This window comes from uncultured Polaribacter sp. (assembly GCF_947503855.1).
GTDB lineage: Bacteria > Bacteroidota > Bacteroidia > Flavobacteriales > Flavobacteriaceae > Polaribacter.
Map to the genome: position 1 here is coordinate 79,820 of NZ_CANNFF010000009.1, position 17,393 is coordinate 97,212.

Annotated in this window: 13 protein-coding genes and 1 pseudogene; 7 read left to right on the forward strand and 7 right to left on the reverse strand. The window is 32.0% G+C overall.

The window, feature by feature from the left end:
* Window positions 1–5: 5 nt before the first annotated feature.
* From Q0662_RS09165 to Q0662_RS09185, 5 genes and pseudogenes are all read right to left on the reverse strand, one after another.
* Window positions 6–746, reverse strand: a complete 741-nt coding sequence (locus Q0662_RS09165) for a succinate dehydrogenase/fumarate reductase iron-sulfur subunit (RefSeq protein ID WP_298949025.1) — start codon at window positions 744–746, stop codon at window positions 6–8.
* Window positions 747–825: 79 nt separating this feature from the next.
* Window positions 826–2,823 (reverse strand): fumarate reductase/succinate dehydrogenase flavoprotein subunit, encoded by a 1,998-nt coding sequence (locus Q0662_RS09170; protein ID WP_298949028.1) that lies wholly within the window; start codon window positions 2,821–2,823, stop codon window positions 826–828.
* A 12-nt stretch (window positions 2,824–2,835) separates the two neighbouring features.
* A complete protein-coding gene (locus Q0662_RS09175) occupies window positions 2,836–3,510 on the reverse strand; it encodes a succinate dehydrogenase cytochrome b subunit (RefSeq protein ID WP_298949030.1) in 675 nt (224 codons plus the stop codon).
* A 162-nt stretch (window positions 3,511–3,672) separates the two neighbouring features.
* Window positions 3,673–3,807: pseudogene (locus tag Q0662_RS09180) on the reverse strand (DUF2200 family protein); the annotation flags it as partial.
* Window positions 3,808–3,831: 24 nt separating this feature from the next.
* Window positions 3,832–6,660, reverse strand: a complete 2,829-nt coding sequence (locus Q0662_RS09185; protein ID WP_298949032.1) for a glycosyl hydrolase — start codon at window positions 6,658–6,660, stop codon at window positions 3,832–3,834.
* 362 nt (window positions 6,661–7,022) lie between these two features.
* Here Q0662_RS09185 and Q0662_RS09190 point away from each other — a divergent pair, with 362 nt between their 5' ends.
* Together Q0662_RS09190 and Q0662_RS09195 are read left to right on the forward strand one after the other, a co-directional pair.
* Complete coding sequence (locus Q0662_RS09190) at window positions 7,023–8,363, forward strand: DEAD/DEAH box helicase (RefSeq protein WP_298949034.1); 1,341 nt, start codon at window positions 7,023–7,025, stop codon at window positions 8,361–8,363.
* Window positions 8,364–8,563: 200 nt separating this feature from the next.
* A complete protein-coding gene (locus tag Q0662_RS09195; RefSeq protein ID WP_298949036.1) occupies window positions 8,564–9,856 on the forward strand; it encodes an aminopeptidase P family protein in 1,293 nt (430 codons plus the stop codon).
* Between the two features lie 14 nt (window positions 9,857–9,870).
* On the opposite strand, the gene Q0662_RS09200 is transcribed toward Q0662_RS09195, so the two are convergent.
* Window positions 9,871–10,653, reverse strand: coding sequence for an alpha/beta hydrolase (locus Q0662_RS09200; protein WP_298949160.1), 783 nt, complete (start codon window positions 10,651–10,653; stop codon window positions 9,871–9,873).
* 255 nt (window positions 10,654–10,908) lie between these two features.
* On the opposite strand from Q0662_RS09200, the gene Q0662_RS09205 reads away from it, so the two are divergent.
* The 3 genes from Q0662_RS09205 (at window position 10,909) to Q0662_RS09215 (ending at window position 13,289) form a co-directional block, all read left to right on the forward strand.
* Window positions 10,909–11,142, forward strand: coding sequence for a thioredoxin family protein (locus Q0662_RS09205; RefSeq protein ID WP_298949038.1), 234 nt, complete (start codon window positions 10,909–10,911; stop codon window positions 11,140–11,142).
* Between the two features lie 60 nt (window positions 11,143–11,202).
* The gene (locus Q0662_RS09210) at window positions 11,203–12,180 is read left to right on the forward strand and encodes a permease (protein ID WP_298949041.1); all 978 of its coding nucleotides are present in this window, start codon (window positions 11,203–11,205) and stop codon (window positions 12,178–12,180) included.
* Between the two features lie 320 nt (window positions 12,181–12,500).
* Window positions 12,501–13,289 carry an alpha/beta hydrolase gene (locus Q0662_RS09215; protein ID WP_347186884.1) on the forward strand — a complete coding sequence of 263 codons (789 nt, stop codon included), beginning with the start codon at window positions 12,501–12,503 and terminating at the stop codon, window positions 13,287–13,289.
* A gap of 173 nt (window positions 13,290–13,462) precedes the next feature.
* Here Q0662_RS09215 and thiL read toward each other — a convergent pair whose 3' ends face one another.
* Complete coding sequence (gene thiL, locus Q0662_RS09220; RefSeq protein WP_298949043.1) at window positions 13,463–14,512, reverse strand: thiamine-phosphate kinase; 1,050 nt, start codon at window positions 14,510–14,512, stop codon at window positions 13,463–13,465.
* Window positions 14,513–14,618: 106 nt separating this feature from the next.
* Between thiL and Q0662_RS09225 the strand changes: the two genes are divergently transcribed.
* On the forward strand, window positions 14,619–16,049 hold the full coding sequence (locus Q0662_RS09225) for a choice-of-anchor B family protein (RefSeq protein ID WP_298949045.1): 1,431 nt from the start codon (window positions 14,619–14,621) through the stop codon (window positions 16,047–16,049).
* Window positions 16,050–16,119: 70 nt separating this feature from the next.
* Window positions 16,120–17,391 (forward strand): hypothetical protein, encoded by a 1,272-nt coding sequence (locus tag Q0662_RS09230; RefSeq protein ID WP_298949048.1) that lies wholly within the window; start codon window positions 16,120–16,122, stop codon window positions 17,389–17,391.
* The last annotated feature ends 2 nt before the right edge of the window (window positions 17,392–17,393 follow it).

Genomic DNA, 17,393 nt, shown 5'->3' on the forward strand with positions numbered 1-17,393 from the left:
TGTTTTTAAATAGAAGCTTTCATTAATTCTCTGTTCATTCTTGCAATGTTGTCTAAAGAAATTCCTTTAGGGCATTCTACCTCACAAGCGCCTGTATTTGTACAGTTACCAAAGCCTTCTAAATCCATTTGTGCTACCATATTTTGTACACGGTCTGCAGCTTCTACTTGTCCTTGTGGCAATAATGCATATTGAGATACTTTTGCACCCACAAATAACATTGCAGAACTATTTTTACAAGTTGCTACACAAGCACCACAACCAATACAAGTTGCTGCATCCATAGCTGTATCTGCTGCTTCTTTAGCAATAGGTATTGAATTTGCATCTTGTGTGTTTCCTGAGGTGTTTACAGAAATATAACCCCCTGCGTGCTGTATTCTATCAAAAGCAGATCTATCTACTACTAAATCTTTAACTACAGGAAATGCTGCTGCTCTAAAAGGTTCTATAGTAATTGTATCTCCATCTTTAAACATACGCATATGTAATTGGCATGTTGTAATGCCTCTATCTGGTCCATGTGCTTCTCCGTTAATGTACATAGAGCACATTCCGCAAATACCTTCTCTACAATCATGATCAAAAGCTACAGGTTCTTCACCAGAATTTACTAACTGCTCATTTAGCACATCCATCATTTCTAAAAAAGACATATGTTCTGAAATTTCGGTTACTTTATAATCTACCATTTGACCCTTTGAACTAGCGTCTTTCTGTCTCCAAATTTTAAGTGTTAAATTCATTTTTTTTAGTTTTTGGTTTTTAGTTGTTTGTTGTTAGTTTTTGTTTCCAGAAACCAACAACCATCAACCATCAACTATATTATTTATAACTTCTTTCTTTTACTTCTATGTTTTCGTACTCTAAAGCTTCTTTATGCAATACTGCATCTTTTGGCTCTCCTTTATACTCCCAAGCAGACACAAATTGGAATTCTTTTAGCCTTTTTGCTTCTCCTTCTGGTGTTTGATGTTCTTCTCTAAAATGTCCTCCTGCAGATTCTTCTCTAACTAAGGCATCTTTTGCAAACAATTCTCCTAGTTCAAGAAAATCTGCTACTCTTCCTGCTTTTGCTAGCTGCTCGTTAAATTCGTTTGCTTCTCCAGGAACGTTAACATTTTTCCAAAAATCTTTTCTAAGTTCTGAAATTTCTTCAATTGCTTCTTTTAAACCCTCTGCATTTCTAGACATACCACATTTATCCCACATAATCTTACCTAGTTTTTTGTGGTAAGAATCTACAGATTTTGTTCCCTTATTATTGATAAAGAAATTGATATTTTCTTTTACTGATTTTTCAGCTTCATCAAATTCTGGAGTATCTGTAGGAATTTTTCCTGTTCTAATATCATCTGCTAAATAATCTCCAATCGTATATGGTAACACAAAATAACCATCTGCTAAACCTTGCATTAAAGCAGATGCGCCTAATCTATTAGCTCCATGATCAGAGAAATTTGCTTCTCCAATTGCATAACAACCAGGAATTGTAGTCATCAAGTTATAATCAACCCAAACACCACCCATTGTATAGTGTACCGCAGGATAAATCATCATTGGTGTTTCGTACGGGTTTTCATCTACAATTTTCTCGTACATCTGAAATAGGTTACCGTATTTTGCTTTTACGATTGCTTTACCTAGTTCTTTAATTTTTGCATCAGATGCATTTTTTATATTTTTTACTTTTGCTTGCTCTGTACCATATCTTACAATAGCTGCAGCAAAATCTAAATACACAGCTTCTCCTGTTGCATTTACACCATAACCAGCATCACAACGTTCTTTTGCAGCTCTAGATGCTACATCACGTGGTACTAAGTTACCAAATGCAGGATAACGTCTTTCTAAATAGTAATCTCTTTCGTCTTCAGATAAATCTGTAGGTCTTTTCTTTCCTTCTCTAATTAATTTTACGTCGTCTAAATTCTTTGGAACCCAAATTCGCCCATCATTACGTAAAGATTCAGACATTAAGGTTAATTTAGATTGATAATCTCCTGAACGTGGGATACAAGTTGGGTGAATTTGCGTATAACAAGGGTTTGCGAAATACGCGCCTTTTTTATGAATTTTCCATCCTGCAGTTACGTTAGAACCCATTGCATTGGTAGATAAGAAATATACGTTACCATAACCCCCAGAAGCTATAACAACTGCATGTGCAGAATGTCTTTCAATTTCTCCTGTTACTAAATTACGTGCTATTATTCCTCTTGCTTTTCCATCAACAACAACGACGTCTAACATTTCATGTCTGTTAAACATTTCTATTTTACCACGTGCTATTTGTCTATTCATTGCAGAGTAAGCACCTAATAATAATTGTTGACCTGTTTGCCCTTTTGCGTAAAACGTTCTAGAAACTAAAACACCACCAAAAGAACGGTTGTCTAACAAACCACCATAATCACGTGCAAAAGGTACACCTTGCGCTACACATTGGTCTATAATATTTGCAGAAACCTCTGCTAATCTGTATACGTTTGCTTCACGAGATCTATAATCTCCACCTTTTACAGTATCATAAAATAATCTATAGGTAGAGTCTCCATCTCCTTGATAGTTTTTTGCTGCGTTTATACCACCTTGTGCTGCAATTGAATGCGCTCTACGTGGAGAATCTTGATAAGCAAATGCTTTTACATTGTAGCCTAATTCTGCTAGAGTAGCAGAAGCAGAACCACCTGCTAAACCTGTACCAACTACAATAATATCTATATGGCGTTTGTTGGCAGGGTTAACCAAGTTAATTTTATTTTTATAATCTGTCCATTTATCTTTAAGTGGACCTTGAGGTACTTTTGAATCTAAAGCCATAGTTTAATAAGATTAATGGTTAAAGTGATGATAAAGTGCAATGAAAATAAATCCTAAAGGCACTATAATTGAATATACGATTCCTAATTTCTCTAATTTTTTTCTTAGAGAAGCAGCTCCAATTGATTGGAAAGCAGAAGTAAAACCATGAGCTAAATGCAATCCTAAGAATACAAATGCTAAAACATAAGCACCCACTCTTAAAGGATTTACAAATTTATGCACTAATTCTTCGTGGTAACGCAATCCTTCAACTCCTTCCATGGTTCCAGACCAATCGCCTTGAATAAATTTTGTGTTAATTTCTGGGAACCAAAAATCAATAAAATGTAAGAGAATAAAAGCAAGAATAGTTATTCCGCTTAAAATCATATTTCTACTAAACCAAGTAGAATTTGCAGCTCCGTTGTTTTTTGCATATCCAGCACCATTTGCTTTTCTATTTTTTAGTTCTAAAATAAAGCCCATTACAAAGTGAAAAACCACTGCAAAAATTAATACAGGCTGCAATGCAAATTGTACTACCGGGTTGGTACCCATAAAGTGTGATACTTCATTAAATAATTCTGGACTAAAAACCGATAAAATATTAATGGCTAAATGCTGTAAGAGGAAGAACATTAGAAACAGTGCTGATAGCGCCATTGCTACCTTTCTTCCAATTGAAGATTTAAAAAATCCGCTCATTGTATTTTTAAATTAAAATTGTTCGAACAAAAATACAACGAAACAGCCTGCTTTACAAAGAATTTAAAATGTTTTCACGTGTATTTAGAATTGTTTTAAATAACCTTTTCACCGGACGTTAAAAATAACCATTTGTATTTTTTTGATGTTGCTTTTCGGCTCTCAAATGAAATTTACAATTCTATAACCGCAAATAATGCCTTTTATTAAATTGGCTTTGGGGTTTAGATTTGCCTTTTCAAAAAAAATTTTAAAAGTAACTTTTCTATCTATAAAATCTTGAAGTTTTTCTTGATTAAAACCTGTGAGATTTGAGTTGTTTTATTTTATTTCATACTCACTTTCTGCAGCACCAATTTTTACGGTATATTTTCCTTTTGGAAGATAATAAACACCATTTTTGGCTTTGTTGATAGCTACTTTTTTATTCTTTTTCTCAAAAGCTCTTTTTCCTTTTTTAGAGAAAGAAACATCAAATTTTACTGCATTATAACCTTTTGTAGCATCTATATTTAAAGTGTTTACCTTTACATCATCATTAAAAATAGAAACTGTAACTTTTTGATTTGATTTTACATAAAAAGGAATCGTAATTTCTGGCGTGTAAGCATCTCTCCATTGACTCCAAGAACGCCCCCAATTTCTATTTTTTCTAATGTTATTTGTTGCAAATATATGTGTTGATTTTGCTAAAACTGCCTCAGTTATTTCTTGTAAGCTGGCAATATTGGTTTTGTATAAACTTCTACCATGTGTGCCTACAATTAAATCTTTTGCAGTAGGTTGTATTACCAAATCATGTACTGCTACATTGGGTAAATTGTTTGCAAATGCTTCCCAAGAATTTCCTTGATGAAAAGACACATACAAGCCATTATCTGTACCTACATACAATAGATTTTCGTTTTTTGGATCTTCTTTAATTACGTTTACGGGTGATGCTGGCATGTTACTACTAATGTTTTTCCAGGTTTGACCAAAATCGTTAGACATGTATATATAGGTTGTAAAATCATCAAACCTGTAACCATTTAAAGTTGCATATACACGTTCTTTTTTATGTGCTGATGCAATTACTCTAGAAACCCATAAATTTTGTGGTAAATTATTAGAAATTCGCGTCCAACTTCCCCCTCCATTTTTGGTTACATTGATGTATCCATCATCTGAACCTACATAAATTAACCCAAATTGAAATGGGCTCTCTGAAATTGTGGTTAGAGTTCCATAAGCCACATTTCCTTTTTTACCTCCTGTGGTTAAGTCGTCAGAAATGGTTTCCCAATCATCGCCTTTGTTTAAAGATCTGTGTAATTTATTGCCTCCTAAATATAAAATATCTTGGTTGTGTTTTGATAAGTGAATAGGTGTTTGCCAATTAAACCTGTATGGTGTTTCGCCTAAAGTATGTTTGGGTTGAATGTATTCGTTTTTACCTGTTTCTCTATTAATCCTATAATAGTTTCCAAACTGATATCCTGTATATACAATATTTGGGTTTCTGTCATCAACTTGCACTTGCATACCATCTCCTCCCATAATAGATTTGTATGGGTTTTGCCCTTTTTGATACCAACTTTTATCCATTTTTGCATTGTTGTCTGCAACCCAAACACCATTGTCTTGCAAACCCCCATAAACTTTATAATTTTTCTGATTATCTGCATACACTGAGTAAAATTGACCAACAGCTGGGTCATTTAATTTTAACCAATTTTCACCATCATCGTAAGAAAGATTTAAACCACCATCATTACCGTTTAAAATATGACCCGGTTTTTTGGGGTTTATCCATAAAGCTTGATTGTCTGAATGTACATTTTCTTTACTGATAGAGGTAAATGTTTTTCCTCCATCTTTAGATTTAATGATGGGAACACCTAAAACGTAAATGGCATTTTGGTCTTGTAAATCGACTCTAATTTCACCAAAATAATACCCATAAGAACTGTACACATCATCTAAATAATCTTTGTGTGTTTTTTTCCAAGACAACCCACCATTTGTAGTTTTAAAAACCTCTGCACCAATAACCTGTGTGTCAAATAACATGGCATTTGCATCTTCTAAATAACTAGCTAAATCAACAGGTTTTACAGTACCAACACGTACCATTTGTTTTACATTTTCTGCGCGGTATTTTTCTTGAAAACCATTGTTTTTTAAATAGATGTTTAGTTTTTTATCTGATAGATTTAAAAAATCTGCCTTAGACATGGTTTTAAAATCTTCTTTTGCTAAAGTTTCTGAAGGTTTTTTACTTTTGTCTTTAGGCCTTCTAAATTGACTGTCGTGCAAAGCATACACTGTATTTTTATTAAAGACCGCTAAACCAATTCTACCTACACCATCTCCTATTGGAAACCCTGAATTATCGCTAACTTTTGACCAACTGTTTCCTGCATCTGTACTTTTATAAATTGCAGAGTTATTTCCATCACCATCAAAATTCCATGCTTTACGTTCTCTTTCCCAAGATGCTGCATACATAATATTAAAATCTTCTGGCGCAGCAGCCACATCTATAATACCTGTATAGTTGTTAATAAATAGCGTTTTTGTCCATGTTTTACCAGCATCTATAGTTTTAAAAATACCTCTTTCTTGGTTGGGTGAGTACAAATGACCAATAACACCCACAACAACTTCGTTTGCATTATTTGGGTTGATTAGAATTCTACTAATGTGATGCGAATCTGGCAAACCAACATTTGTCCATGTTTTTCCTTTGTCTGTAGATTTTAACATTCCAATACCTGCGTATGAAGAACGTGATGAATTTTTTTCTCCTGTACCTACCCAAATGGTTCCTGTGTTCCAATCTACAGCAATATCACCAATATTTTGTGTTGGCGAGTTGTCTAAAACTGGCGTAAAAGTAGTTCCATTATTATTTGTGTACCACAAACCACCTGAAGCGTAACCAACATAAAATTCTGTAGTATTTTCTGGATTTACAGCAACATCTGCTACACGTCCGCTCATCACAGTTGGGCCAATATTGGTAAACGCAATATTTTTAACCATCGATGTATTCATCATCTTGGTTTTTTGTTCTAAAGAATTTTGAACAACTGTTGAATTTGTTGGTATTTGCGCCAATAATGATGCTGAAAAACAGAGAGTTAAAAGGTTAAAAAAAGTTTTCATAATAAAGTACGTTTGAATTTTGAGATGATGAATTTACCACTTGTAAAATCATTATCAAAAAAATTAACATCTTTTAAATTTTTTATTGATTTGTTTTTTGACAAGTAAAAGCTTTTAATTTTTGCAATTTACTTCTAGGTATGCCTTTTGCGTTAGGGATTGAACGATTTGTTTGAGCTCTTTTTGAGGAACGAAAAAAAGCGAGTAGTGAAAGCCCGTTAAAACGCCCAAAAAAAAGTATTAAAGTTTTAAATTATACCTATAAGTTTTGCAAGATTTTGCAGGTAAATTTACTTCAAGTTTAAAGAACGTATCTTTGTAGCAGAAATAGTTACTTAAATGCTATTTTTTAAAAATTATATATGACATTTAAAGATTTAGGGTTATCCAAAAACATTTTAAAAGCAGTTGAAGAAAAAGGATATACAAAACCATCTCCCATTCAAGAAAAAGCAATTCCACATATTTTAGAAGGCAAAGATATTTTAGCTTCTGCACAAACAGGAACAGGTAAAACTGCAGGTTTTACGTTGCCTGTTTTAGACTATTTATCGGAAACAAAACACCCAAAATACAGGCCTTTACGTGCCTTGGTTTTAACACCTACAAGAGAATTGGCTGCACAGGTTTACGAAAACGTTAGAGAGTATAGTAAGTATTTAAACATATATTCTGCTGTTGTTTTTGGGGGTGTAAAGCCAGCAAAACAAATAGCAACTTTAAAAAGAGGCGTAGATATTTTAGTGGCAACACCTGGTAGATTATTAGATTTACATAACCAAAAAGCTGTGTCTTTTAAACGTGTAGATGTATTAATTTTAGATGAAGCAGATAGAATGTTAGACATGGGCTTTGTTAGAGATATTAACAAAATAATCAGTTTTATGCCTGCAAAAAGGCAAAACTTACTGTTTTCTGCTACTTTTTCTAATGATATAAAAAAATTAGCTGCTGGTATTTTAAAAAATCCTGTATCTGTAGAAACTGCACCACAGAATTCGACTGCAAAAAAGGTTACACACAAAGTATACAAGGTTGATAAAAAACAAAAAACTGAGTTGGCTATTAAATTGATAAAAGATAATAATTGGTCTCAAGTTTTAATGTTTACAAGAACGAAACATGGTGCTAATAAGTTAACTGAAAAGCTAATGAAAGCAGGTATTTCTGCTGCTGCTATACATGGTAATAAAAGCCAAGGGGCCAGAACAAAAGCGCTGAAAAATTTTAAGGAAAATACAATTAAAATTTTGGTGGCTACAGACATTGCTGCTCGTGGTTTAGATATTCCTTTATTACCACACGTTATTAATTACGAATTGCCAAATGTACCCGAAGATTATGTGCATAGAATTGGTAGAACTGGTAGAGCAGGTGCAGCTGGAGAGGCTATTTCTTTTGTGTGTAGTGAAGAAACTGAATACCAAAACGAAATAGAAAAACTTTTACAAGAAAAATTAAAATCTACCATTTTAGAAGGTTTTGAGCCTACAGATACTGCACCACCTAAAAGAGCTGCAACACAAAGCAAAAAGTCTTTTGGTAAAAAGAAAAAAACAACAAACTCCAATAGAAAATCAGGTACTGAAACTAGTTCTGCATCAAAAAGAAAACCAAAAAGAAAACTACATTTTAAAGAAAATAAACCTGCTGGAGCTACTTCTGGTAGAGGTAGAACTGGAGCGCCAAAAAAAAGAAGATAGCCCCCTTTTATCCCCCAAAGGGGGAAATTAGTTTTTTTGTAGAATTTTTTTCATACGATATGTCACGCTGTAAGCGTCTCACACATTGCTTTGTCACTTTTGGTTGAAACGTTTACAACGTGACAAAGTGCTTGTTATACATTTCGTATTTCATGTTGGTGTTTAGATTTCTTATCTTTGAGTTTTAAAGAATATTCAATATGAAATACCATCAAATAGACTCCCAATTATTTATAAAAAACCGTAAAAATTTTGCTTCTAAAATGAAGCCAAATAGTATTGCTGTTTTTAATTCTAATGATATTTATCCGATTTCTGCAGATAGCACAATGCCTTTTCAACAACACAGAGATATTTTTTATTTAAGTGGAGTAGATCAAGAAGAAAGTGTTTTAATGCTGTTTCCAGATTGCCCTAATGAAAATTTGCGTGAAATTTTATTTTTAACAGAAACAAATGCACATATTGCTGTATGGGAAGGCGAAAAATTAACCAAAGAGGCCGCTACAAAAACGAGTGGTGTACAAACCATTTATTGGTTGCAAGACCTAGAAAAAGTCTTGTTTGAAATGGCGTCTTACGCAGATACTTTTTACATAAACACCAACGAACATTACAGAGCAAATGTAGCAACTGAAACTCGTGAAGATCGATTTACAAAATGGTTGTTGGCTAAACACCCTGCACATTCTGTAGCAAAAAGCAATCCTATTTTACAACGCTTACGTTCTGTAAAAGACCAAATTGAATTAGATTTAATGCAACTAGCCTGTAACATCACAGAAAAAGGGTTTAGACGAATTTTAGACTTTATAAAACCTGGTGTTTGGGAATTTGAAATTGAAGCAGAGTTATTGCATGAATTTGTAAGAAATAGATCTAAAGGTTTTGCTTACACACCCATAATTGCCTCTGGAAACAATGCCAATGTTTTGCATTATACAGAGAACAATCAGCAATGTAAAGCTGGCGATTTAATTTTGTTTGATACTGCTGCTGAGTATGCAAATTACTCAAGTGATTTATCTAGAACTGTACCTGTTTCTGGTAAATTTACAGACAGACAAAAAGCCGTTTACAATGCTGTTAATCAGGTTAAAAAAGAAGCTACAAAATTATTAGTTCCTGGTACAATTTGGAAAGATTACCATATAGAAGTTGGTAAATTGATGACATCAGAATTATTAAAACTAGGTTTAATAGACAAAGCTGATGTGCAAAATGAAGATAAAAACTGGCCTGCTTACAAAAAGTATTTTATGCATGGTACAAGTCACCATATTGGCTTAGATACACATGATTATGGCTTATTACACGAGCCAATGCAAGCAAATAATGTATTTACTGTAGAGCCTGGTATTTATATTCCAGAAGAAGGTTTTGGTATTCGTTTAGAAGATGATGTTGTGATTCAAAAACAAGGTGAACCTTTTAATTTGATGCAAAATATTCCTATTGAAGCAGATGAAATTGAAGATATTATGAACCCATAATAAACTCACTTTTTTTATGCTAAAGATTCAATAAATTTAATAGTTTCTGTATTAAACGTTTCTGGCTGTTCTACATTTACAACATGCCCACATTTATCAACTATAAATAAAGAAGATGTAACATGTTTAGCAACTATATTTTTTATTGAAGGTAAAAACAAATGATCTTCTGCACCCATTACATATAAAGTAGGTATTTTAATATCTTTTGTTCTAAAAAAACGTAATAACGGGTTTATCTCTGAAGTTAATTTAAACCATCTTATAAACTCTTTTTGGTAAAGTTTTTTAGCTTCATTTACAAATAACGATCTCGATTTTTTATGATTTCTTTTTGGCATAATAATAAATGCAAAAAACTTATACAATAGCATGTATGGCACCACCGATTTAAAAATTACACCGAGTTTCATTAGTATTTGAGAACGGATATTTAATTTAATAATGGCACCTCCCATGATCATACTTTGCACTAATTCTGGTTTTTTTTCTGCCAAATTACGTATCAAAATAGTTCCTAAAGAGATACCTATAAAATGCGATTTTTCAATCTTTAAATGCTCTATAACCTCAACAATATCATTGGTAATCGAATCAAACGTGTATTTAGGATTAAAGGTATCTTTTAAAGACGGTTTGCTGTTTCCATGACCACGCAAATCTAAAATTAAAACGTTAAAATGCTTTTTAAAATCGCGCACTTGTTTAAACCAAATAGAACTGCTACCTCCTGCTCCATGAACAAAAGTTACCCATTCTTTAGAAGTTGCATGCGGATATGTATAGTAATTTAACAAATGTTTCTTCAAAATTATATAAGCAAAAATAAACTATTTTATTTTGATGTTCTTTTATTTATCATTGTTTAAATTTTCTCAGAAAAACTTAAAGATTTGGTGTGGAAATCTTTAAATGAAATTGAGTTGATTAAAGATTTTGTGATATGTAGTATTCATATTTAAAAAACCTTAGAAAAAATATTCCCATGTGTCACTTTTGTCACACTTGTAAAGTATTTACAAACTTACCTTTGTACAAAATACTTTTGTGTTATGACTCATATTAAAATATTAGGCACTGGTTGCCAAAAATGTAAAACACTTACCAATCTAGTAAAAAATATTGTTGCAGAAAATAATATTGATGCAACTATTGAAAAAGTAGAAGACATTCAAGAAATTATGAAATTTAGTGTGCTAACAACACCTGCTTTGGTTATAAATAATGTGGTTGCATTAAAAGGGAGTATCCCTTCTAAAGAGGAGATATTGGCGTTTTTAAAATAAAAAATTCCTTTTTTTATTTTAAAAAAGTTCGTTGCTTTTCAGTTATAAATCTCATTTAAAATGTTTGATTGGATTCAAAATTTGGCAGATTGGTTTGTTTATGATGTTCTTAATTTAACCAAAGAACAACATTTAGCAGAAGCGCTTAATTTTTTTATTTATGATACTACAAAGATTCTTATTCTACTCTTTGTAGTGATCTTTTTTATGGGAATTGTAAATAGTTATTTCCCAGTTGATAAAGTTAAAAATTACCTTTCTAGAAATAAATTATATGGTTTAGAATATCTAATGGCGAGTCTTTTTGGAGTGGTTACCCCATTTTGCTCTTGTTCATCAGTACCCTTATTTATTGGGTTTGTAAGAGGAGGAATTCCTTTAGGTGTTACTTTTGCTTTTTTAATTACATCTCCTTTGGTAAATGAGGTGGCTATTGGTCTTTTTATAGGATTGTTTGGTTTAAAAACAACCTTAATTTATGTGGTAAGTGGCGTACTTTTAGGGTCGATTTCTGGAATTATCCTTCAAAAATTAAAATTAGAACGTTTTTTAAAACCTTGGGTAAAAGAGGTTTTAGAAAATGCACAAAGAGATCAGGATATTTTTAAAGCAGAAAATAAAAAATTTACAGCGCGTTTGTCCGTTATTTGGGATGAAGTTGTAAAAATTTTAAAAGGTATTATTCCTTATGTTTTAGTAGGAATTGCTATTGGTGGTTTAATGCATGGTTATATTCCAGAAGGATTTTTTGAAAAATATTTAGACAAAAACAATTTATTTGCAGTACCTATTGCAACTATTTTAGCAGTGCCTATGTATTCTAATGCCTCAGGAATTTTGCCAGTTGTACAAGTTTTAGTAGCAAAAGGAATTCCTTTAGGAACTGCAATTGCTTTTATGATGGGTGTTGTAGGGCTTTCTTTACCAGAAGCAATGCTTTTAAAAAAAGTGATGACTTTAAGATTAATAACTATCTTTTTTGGTGTGGTAACCCTATGTATTATCCTTTCTGGTTATTTGTTTAACCTTATTTTATAAAACAAGCCAAAGCCACCAAAAAAACTTAAAAAAGTAGCGCCTAATTGCCTGAAATTTATGTGCATAAACTTTATAAAGTTTCAGTTCTAAAAGCATTTTCTATGAAGATTGCAGAAAAAAGAGAAGCAATAGAATAAGTGCGCCATAAATAAAATATAAGCCTATTCTATCAATAAAACCTACTTTTACACCTAAATAGGTAGTAAAGTTAAATTGCCTCATCCAAAAAAAGTGAAAAGAGTGTAAAATAAGCAATCTAAATTTCTTTTATTTTGTTTATAAATTGATGGATTTAGAGATGAAAATATACATATTTTTGTATGATGCAAAAAACCATCACTTTTAAAAATGCAAAAATTTCCTTTTCAGACGTCGGAAAAGGAACTGCTGTGGTTTTAATCCATGGTTTTTTAGAAAATTCCACAATGTGGAATACCATAAAACCGAAACTTTCAAAAAGAAACAGGGTTGTTACTATAGATTTGTTAGGCCATGGAAAAAGCGATTGTTTGGGTTATGTGCATACTATAGAACTTTTTTCTGAGGCTATAGAAGCTGTTTTAAAACACTTAAAACTTAGAAAATATATTTTGGTTGGGCATTCTTTAGGAGGCTATGTTAGTTTGCAACTAGCCAAAAATAATCCTTCTAAAATAAAGGGGTTGTGCTTATTAAATTCAACCTCTAATGAAGATTCTGAAGAACGTAAAAAACTACGTTTTAGAGCTAACAAAATGATACAAAGTAACTTTACCAATATGGTTAGAATGTCTTTTGTAAATTTATTTAGCGAAGCAAATAGAAAAACATTTAAAACAGAAATAAATGCCGCTTTGCAGGAAGCCTTACAAACGCCAATACAAGGATATATGGCTGCTAACGAAGGTATGCGAATTCGTAAAAATAGCAGTGCAGTTTTGGTTGAAAACAGTTTTAAAAAATTAATTATTACTGGAAAAAAAGACCCAGTTTTAGACTTAGAAATCTCTTTACAAGAGGCTAAAAAAACCAATACTAAAATTGTGTTTTTAAATGGTGGGCACATGAGCCATATTGAAAACAAAGAGGAATTAATTACCGCTTTAAAGGCATTTATAAAATTCTGTTAAGGTTTTTATTAAAAACCCAATATTGTAACTTACAATAACTTTAGCTGTAAGAAAAAGTGACGTATAAAAATCAATTAGAAAATTTTATATGTAGATGAATTGCCTTCTCCGTTTGATGTAAGCACTTTAAAAAATGTTCCGTATCTATATAATCAAACAAATCTTTTAAAAACTTACTCCTCTTTCATTCCATTCCAACCTTGGGCTTTTAGCTCAATTTCTTGGTTGGCTCTTGTTACTAGTTGTAAGCCTTGATTTTCTTCTGTAATATGCCCAATAATAGAAAAATTAGGATTGCCTTTTATTTTATCAAAATCGGCAATAGGCACAGTAAATAACAATTCGTAATCTTCACCTCCACTTAAAGCAACCATGGTAGAATCTAATTCAAACTCTTCACAAGTAGAGATTACTTGTGGATCTAAAGGTAATTTGTCTTCATAGACCTTACAACCTACTTTACTTTGTGTACAAATATGAAAAAGTTCTGATGAAATTCCGTCGGAAACATCAATCATAGCAGTAGGTTTTACATCTAACTCTTTTAACAAACCAGCTACATCTTTACGTGCTTCTGGTTTTAATTGACGCTCAATTAAATAGGTATATTTATCTAAATCTGGTTGATTATTTGGGTCTACCTTAAAAACTTGCTTTTCTCTTTCTAACACCTGCAAACCTAAATAAGCTGCACCAACATCACCAGAAACCACAATTAAATCGGTTACTTTAGCACCATTTCTATAAACAACATTGTCTTTTTCGGCTTTTCCAATAGCGGTTACAGAAAGTAACATTCCTTTGGTAGAAGAGGTGGTGTCTCCACCAATTAAATCTACTTTATAAGTGTCACAAGCTAACTGAATACCTGCATATAATTCTTCAATAGCTTCTAAAGGAAATCTATTAGAAACAGCAATAGAAACCGTAATTTGTTCTGCAGCTCCATTCATCGCATATACATCAGATAAATTAACTATCACAGCCTTATACCCTAAATGTTTTAAGGGCATATAACTTAAATCAAAATGCACACCTTCTATTAACAAATCTGTAGTTACCAAAGTTTGTTTATCTGAAGTCGCTAAAACTGCAGCATCGTCTCCTATTCCTTTTAAAGAAGAGGCCTGATTGATTTTAAAATACTGTGTAATATGGTTAATTAAGCCAAACTCACCAAGTTTAGCTAAAGAGGTTTTGCTTTGATTTTTATCTTCTAACATTTTGCAAAGATAGTTACATTTTAAAAAGCTACTAAACACTTTAACACAGTTATTTAATTAATTTAACCATTAAATAGTATTTTTGAGAAATGTAAAAGTTTATGCGATGAAAAAAATTACATTTTCACTCTTTTTTTTAGCCTTTTTAACTGCTGCTCAAACACCTTGTGTTAATGGTTTTGCAAACATATATCCTTGTAATAATTACGATTTACTTTCTCATATTTCTTTGAATACTCTGGCAGGAAATGGTACAGAAGGAAATGATAGTTGGGGTTGGACAGATCCAAATACCCAAAAAGAATATGCTTTAATGGGCATAAACAAAGGGGTTGTTTTTATAGATATTACAAATCCTTTAACTCCAATTATTTTAGGTACTCTTAAAACAAGTACAGTAAATAGTTCTTGGAGAGATATAAAAGTATATAAAGATTATGCATTTATTGTAAGTGAAGCACTTAACCATGGAATGCAAGTTTTTGATTTAAAACGATTAAGAACGGTTACAACTCCTCCTGAAGAATTTAGTGCAGATGTACATTTTACAGAATTTGGAAGTGCTCATAATATCGTAATTAATGAAGAAAGTGGTTATGCTTATATAGTTGGTGCAAGTAGAAGCTCTACTTATATAGGCGGCCCAATATTTATAAATATTCAAGATCCTTTAAATCCTATATCAGAAGGTGGTTTTGCTGCAGGTGGTTATTCTCATGATGCGCAAGTTGTAACTTATAACGGACCTGATAATGATTATACTGGAAAAGAAATTCTTATTGGTAGTAATGAAAATGAAGTTGTAATTGCAGATGTTTCTGATAAAAATAATCCGAAAGTAATCGCTACAATAAGCTATACCAATGTTAGATATGCTCATCAAGGTTGGTTTACAGAAGATTTTAAATATTTTATTTTAGGTGATGAATTAGATGAACTTAGAGTAGGAAACAATACAAGAACCATTGTTTTTGATTTTACAGATTTAGACAATCCTTTATATCATTTCGATTATGTTGGAAGTAGTGCAGCCATAGATCATAACGGATATGTAAAAAACAATATTTATTACCTTGCAAGTTATACTGCAGGTGTTAGAATGATAGATGTTTCTGATGCTACAAACAAAAACTTCACTGAAGTAGGTTATTTTGACACCTATCCTAATAATAACAACACAGCATTTAATGGAGTTTGGAACGTATATCCTTATTTTCCTAGTGGGAATATTATTATTAGTGATATTGATGACGGTTTTTTTGTGATCAGAAAAAACGGAACTCTTGGATTAGAAAATCAACAACTCAAAAATTCATTTTCTTTATATCCAAATCCAGTATCCGAAAAAGTAACCATCAGAATGGCTAATAATAAAACGATTAATAGTGTTCGCGTTTTTTCAATATTAGGTAAAAAAGTAATTGATTTAAACACTATAAACCAATCAGAATACGTTTTAAATACAACCCATTTAAATAAAGGAATATACCTTGTAAAAGTTAATAGTACTCTTATTAAAAAATTAGTTGTTAACTAAACGTATCCATTTTTTCATGAAAAATATCTGTTACATAGTAAGTTTTATTTTTTTATGTAATTGCTCTAAAATGGAGGTTATAGACCCTATAATCATAATTGAAAACACCGCAGAAACAATTACAGCAAAAACTTATGGAGGTTCAAAAAATGATGTCACTCAATCAATCGTAAAAACCAATGATGGTGGCTACGCAATACTTGGCTATACTCAAAGTAATGATGAAGATATTACCACCAAAAATAATGAAGGTTTTGATTTTTGGGTGATGAAATTCTCATCAGAAGATATTTTAATTTGGAGCAAAACCTTTGGAGGTTCAGATGATGATAGAGGAGCAGATATTATTACCACAAATGATGGCGGTTTTGCCCTTTTAGGGTATAGTAAAAGTTCTGATGGAAATGTAACTTCAAATGCAGGCTCACAAGATTTTTGGTTGATAAAAATCTCTGCTGATGGAAACCTTTCTTGGCAAAAAAACTTTGGTTATCCTGGAGCAGATTACGGTACAACTTTACTTCAAACCGATGATAATGGATATTTAATTACGGGTGTTTTAGACGTTACAGCTTCGGGAGGAGAAGGAAATTCAAAATCAACTCAAAGACATGCAGGTGGTGATATCTGGGCTATAAAACTTAACGTTTCTGGAGATTTAGAATGGAGTAAATACTATGGAGGTTCTTTTACAGAAACCCCTTTTGGTGTTGTAAAAACTGAAGATAATAGTTTTATTATTGCTGGTTCTTCAGATAGTAATGATGTAGATATTACCAATAATAAAGGAAGTTATGACTTTTGGATTTTAAAAATTTCTAATGACGGAACTTTACTTTGGGAAAAAAATTATGGAGGCTCAGAAATTGATGAGCCAAGAGGAATAACAGCAACAAATGACGGCAATTTTATGATTGTTGGCGATACAAGAAGTTCTGATAAAGATATTACAAATAATAATGGAGCTGCAGATTTATGGATGCTAAAAATAAATGCTGATGGAGGTTTAATTTGGCAAAAAACAATTGGCGCTACTAGTTTTGATGTGGCTCGATCAATTTCTAAAACACAAGACAACGGGTTTGTAATTTCTGGAAGTTCACGAAGTTCTGATGCAGGTTTTACCAATAAAGGACAAAACGATGCTTGGGTTCTAAAAGTAAATGCATTAGGAGAAATAGAGTGGCAAAAACTTGTAGGTGGTTCTAAAATTGATTTTCTATATGACGCTGTAGAACTCAACAATAAAAACATAATTGCAGTAGGAGAAAGTAGTAGTTCTAATGGAGATATTCCAGAAAATAAAGGTTTTACAGATGCATTAATCATCAACATAAAATAAAA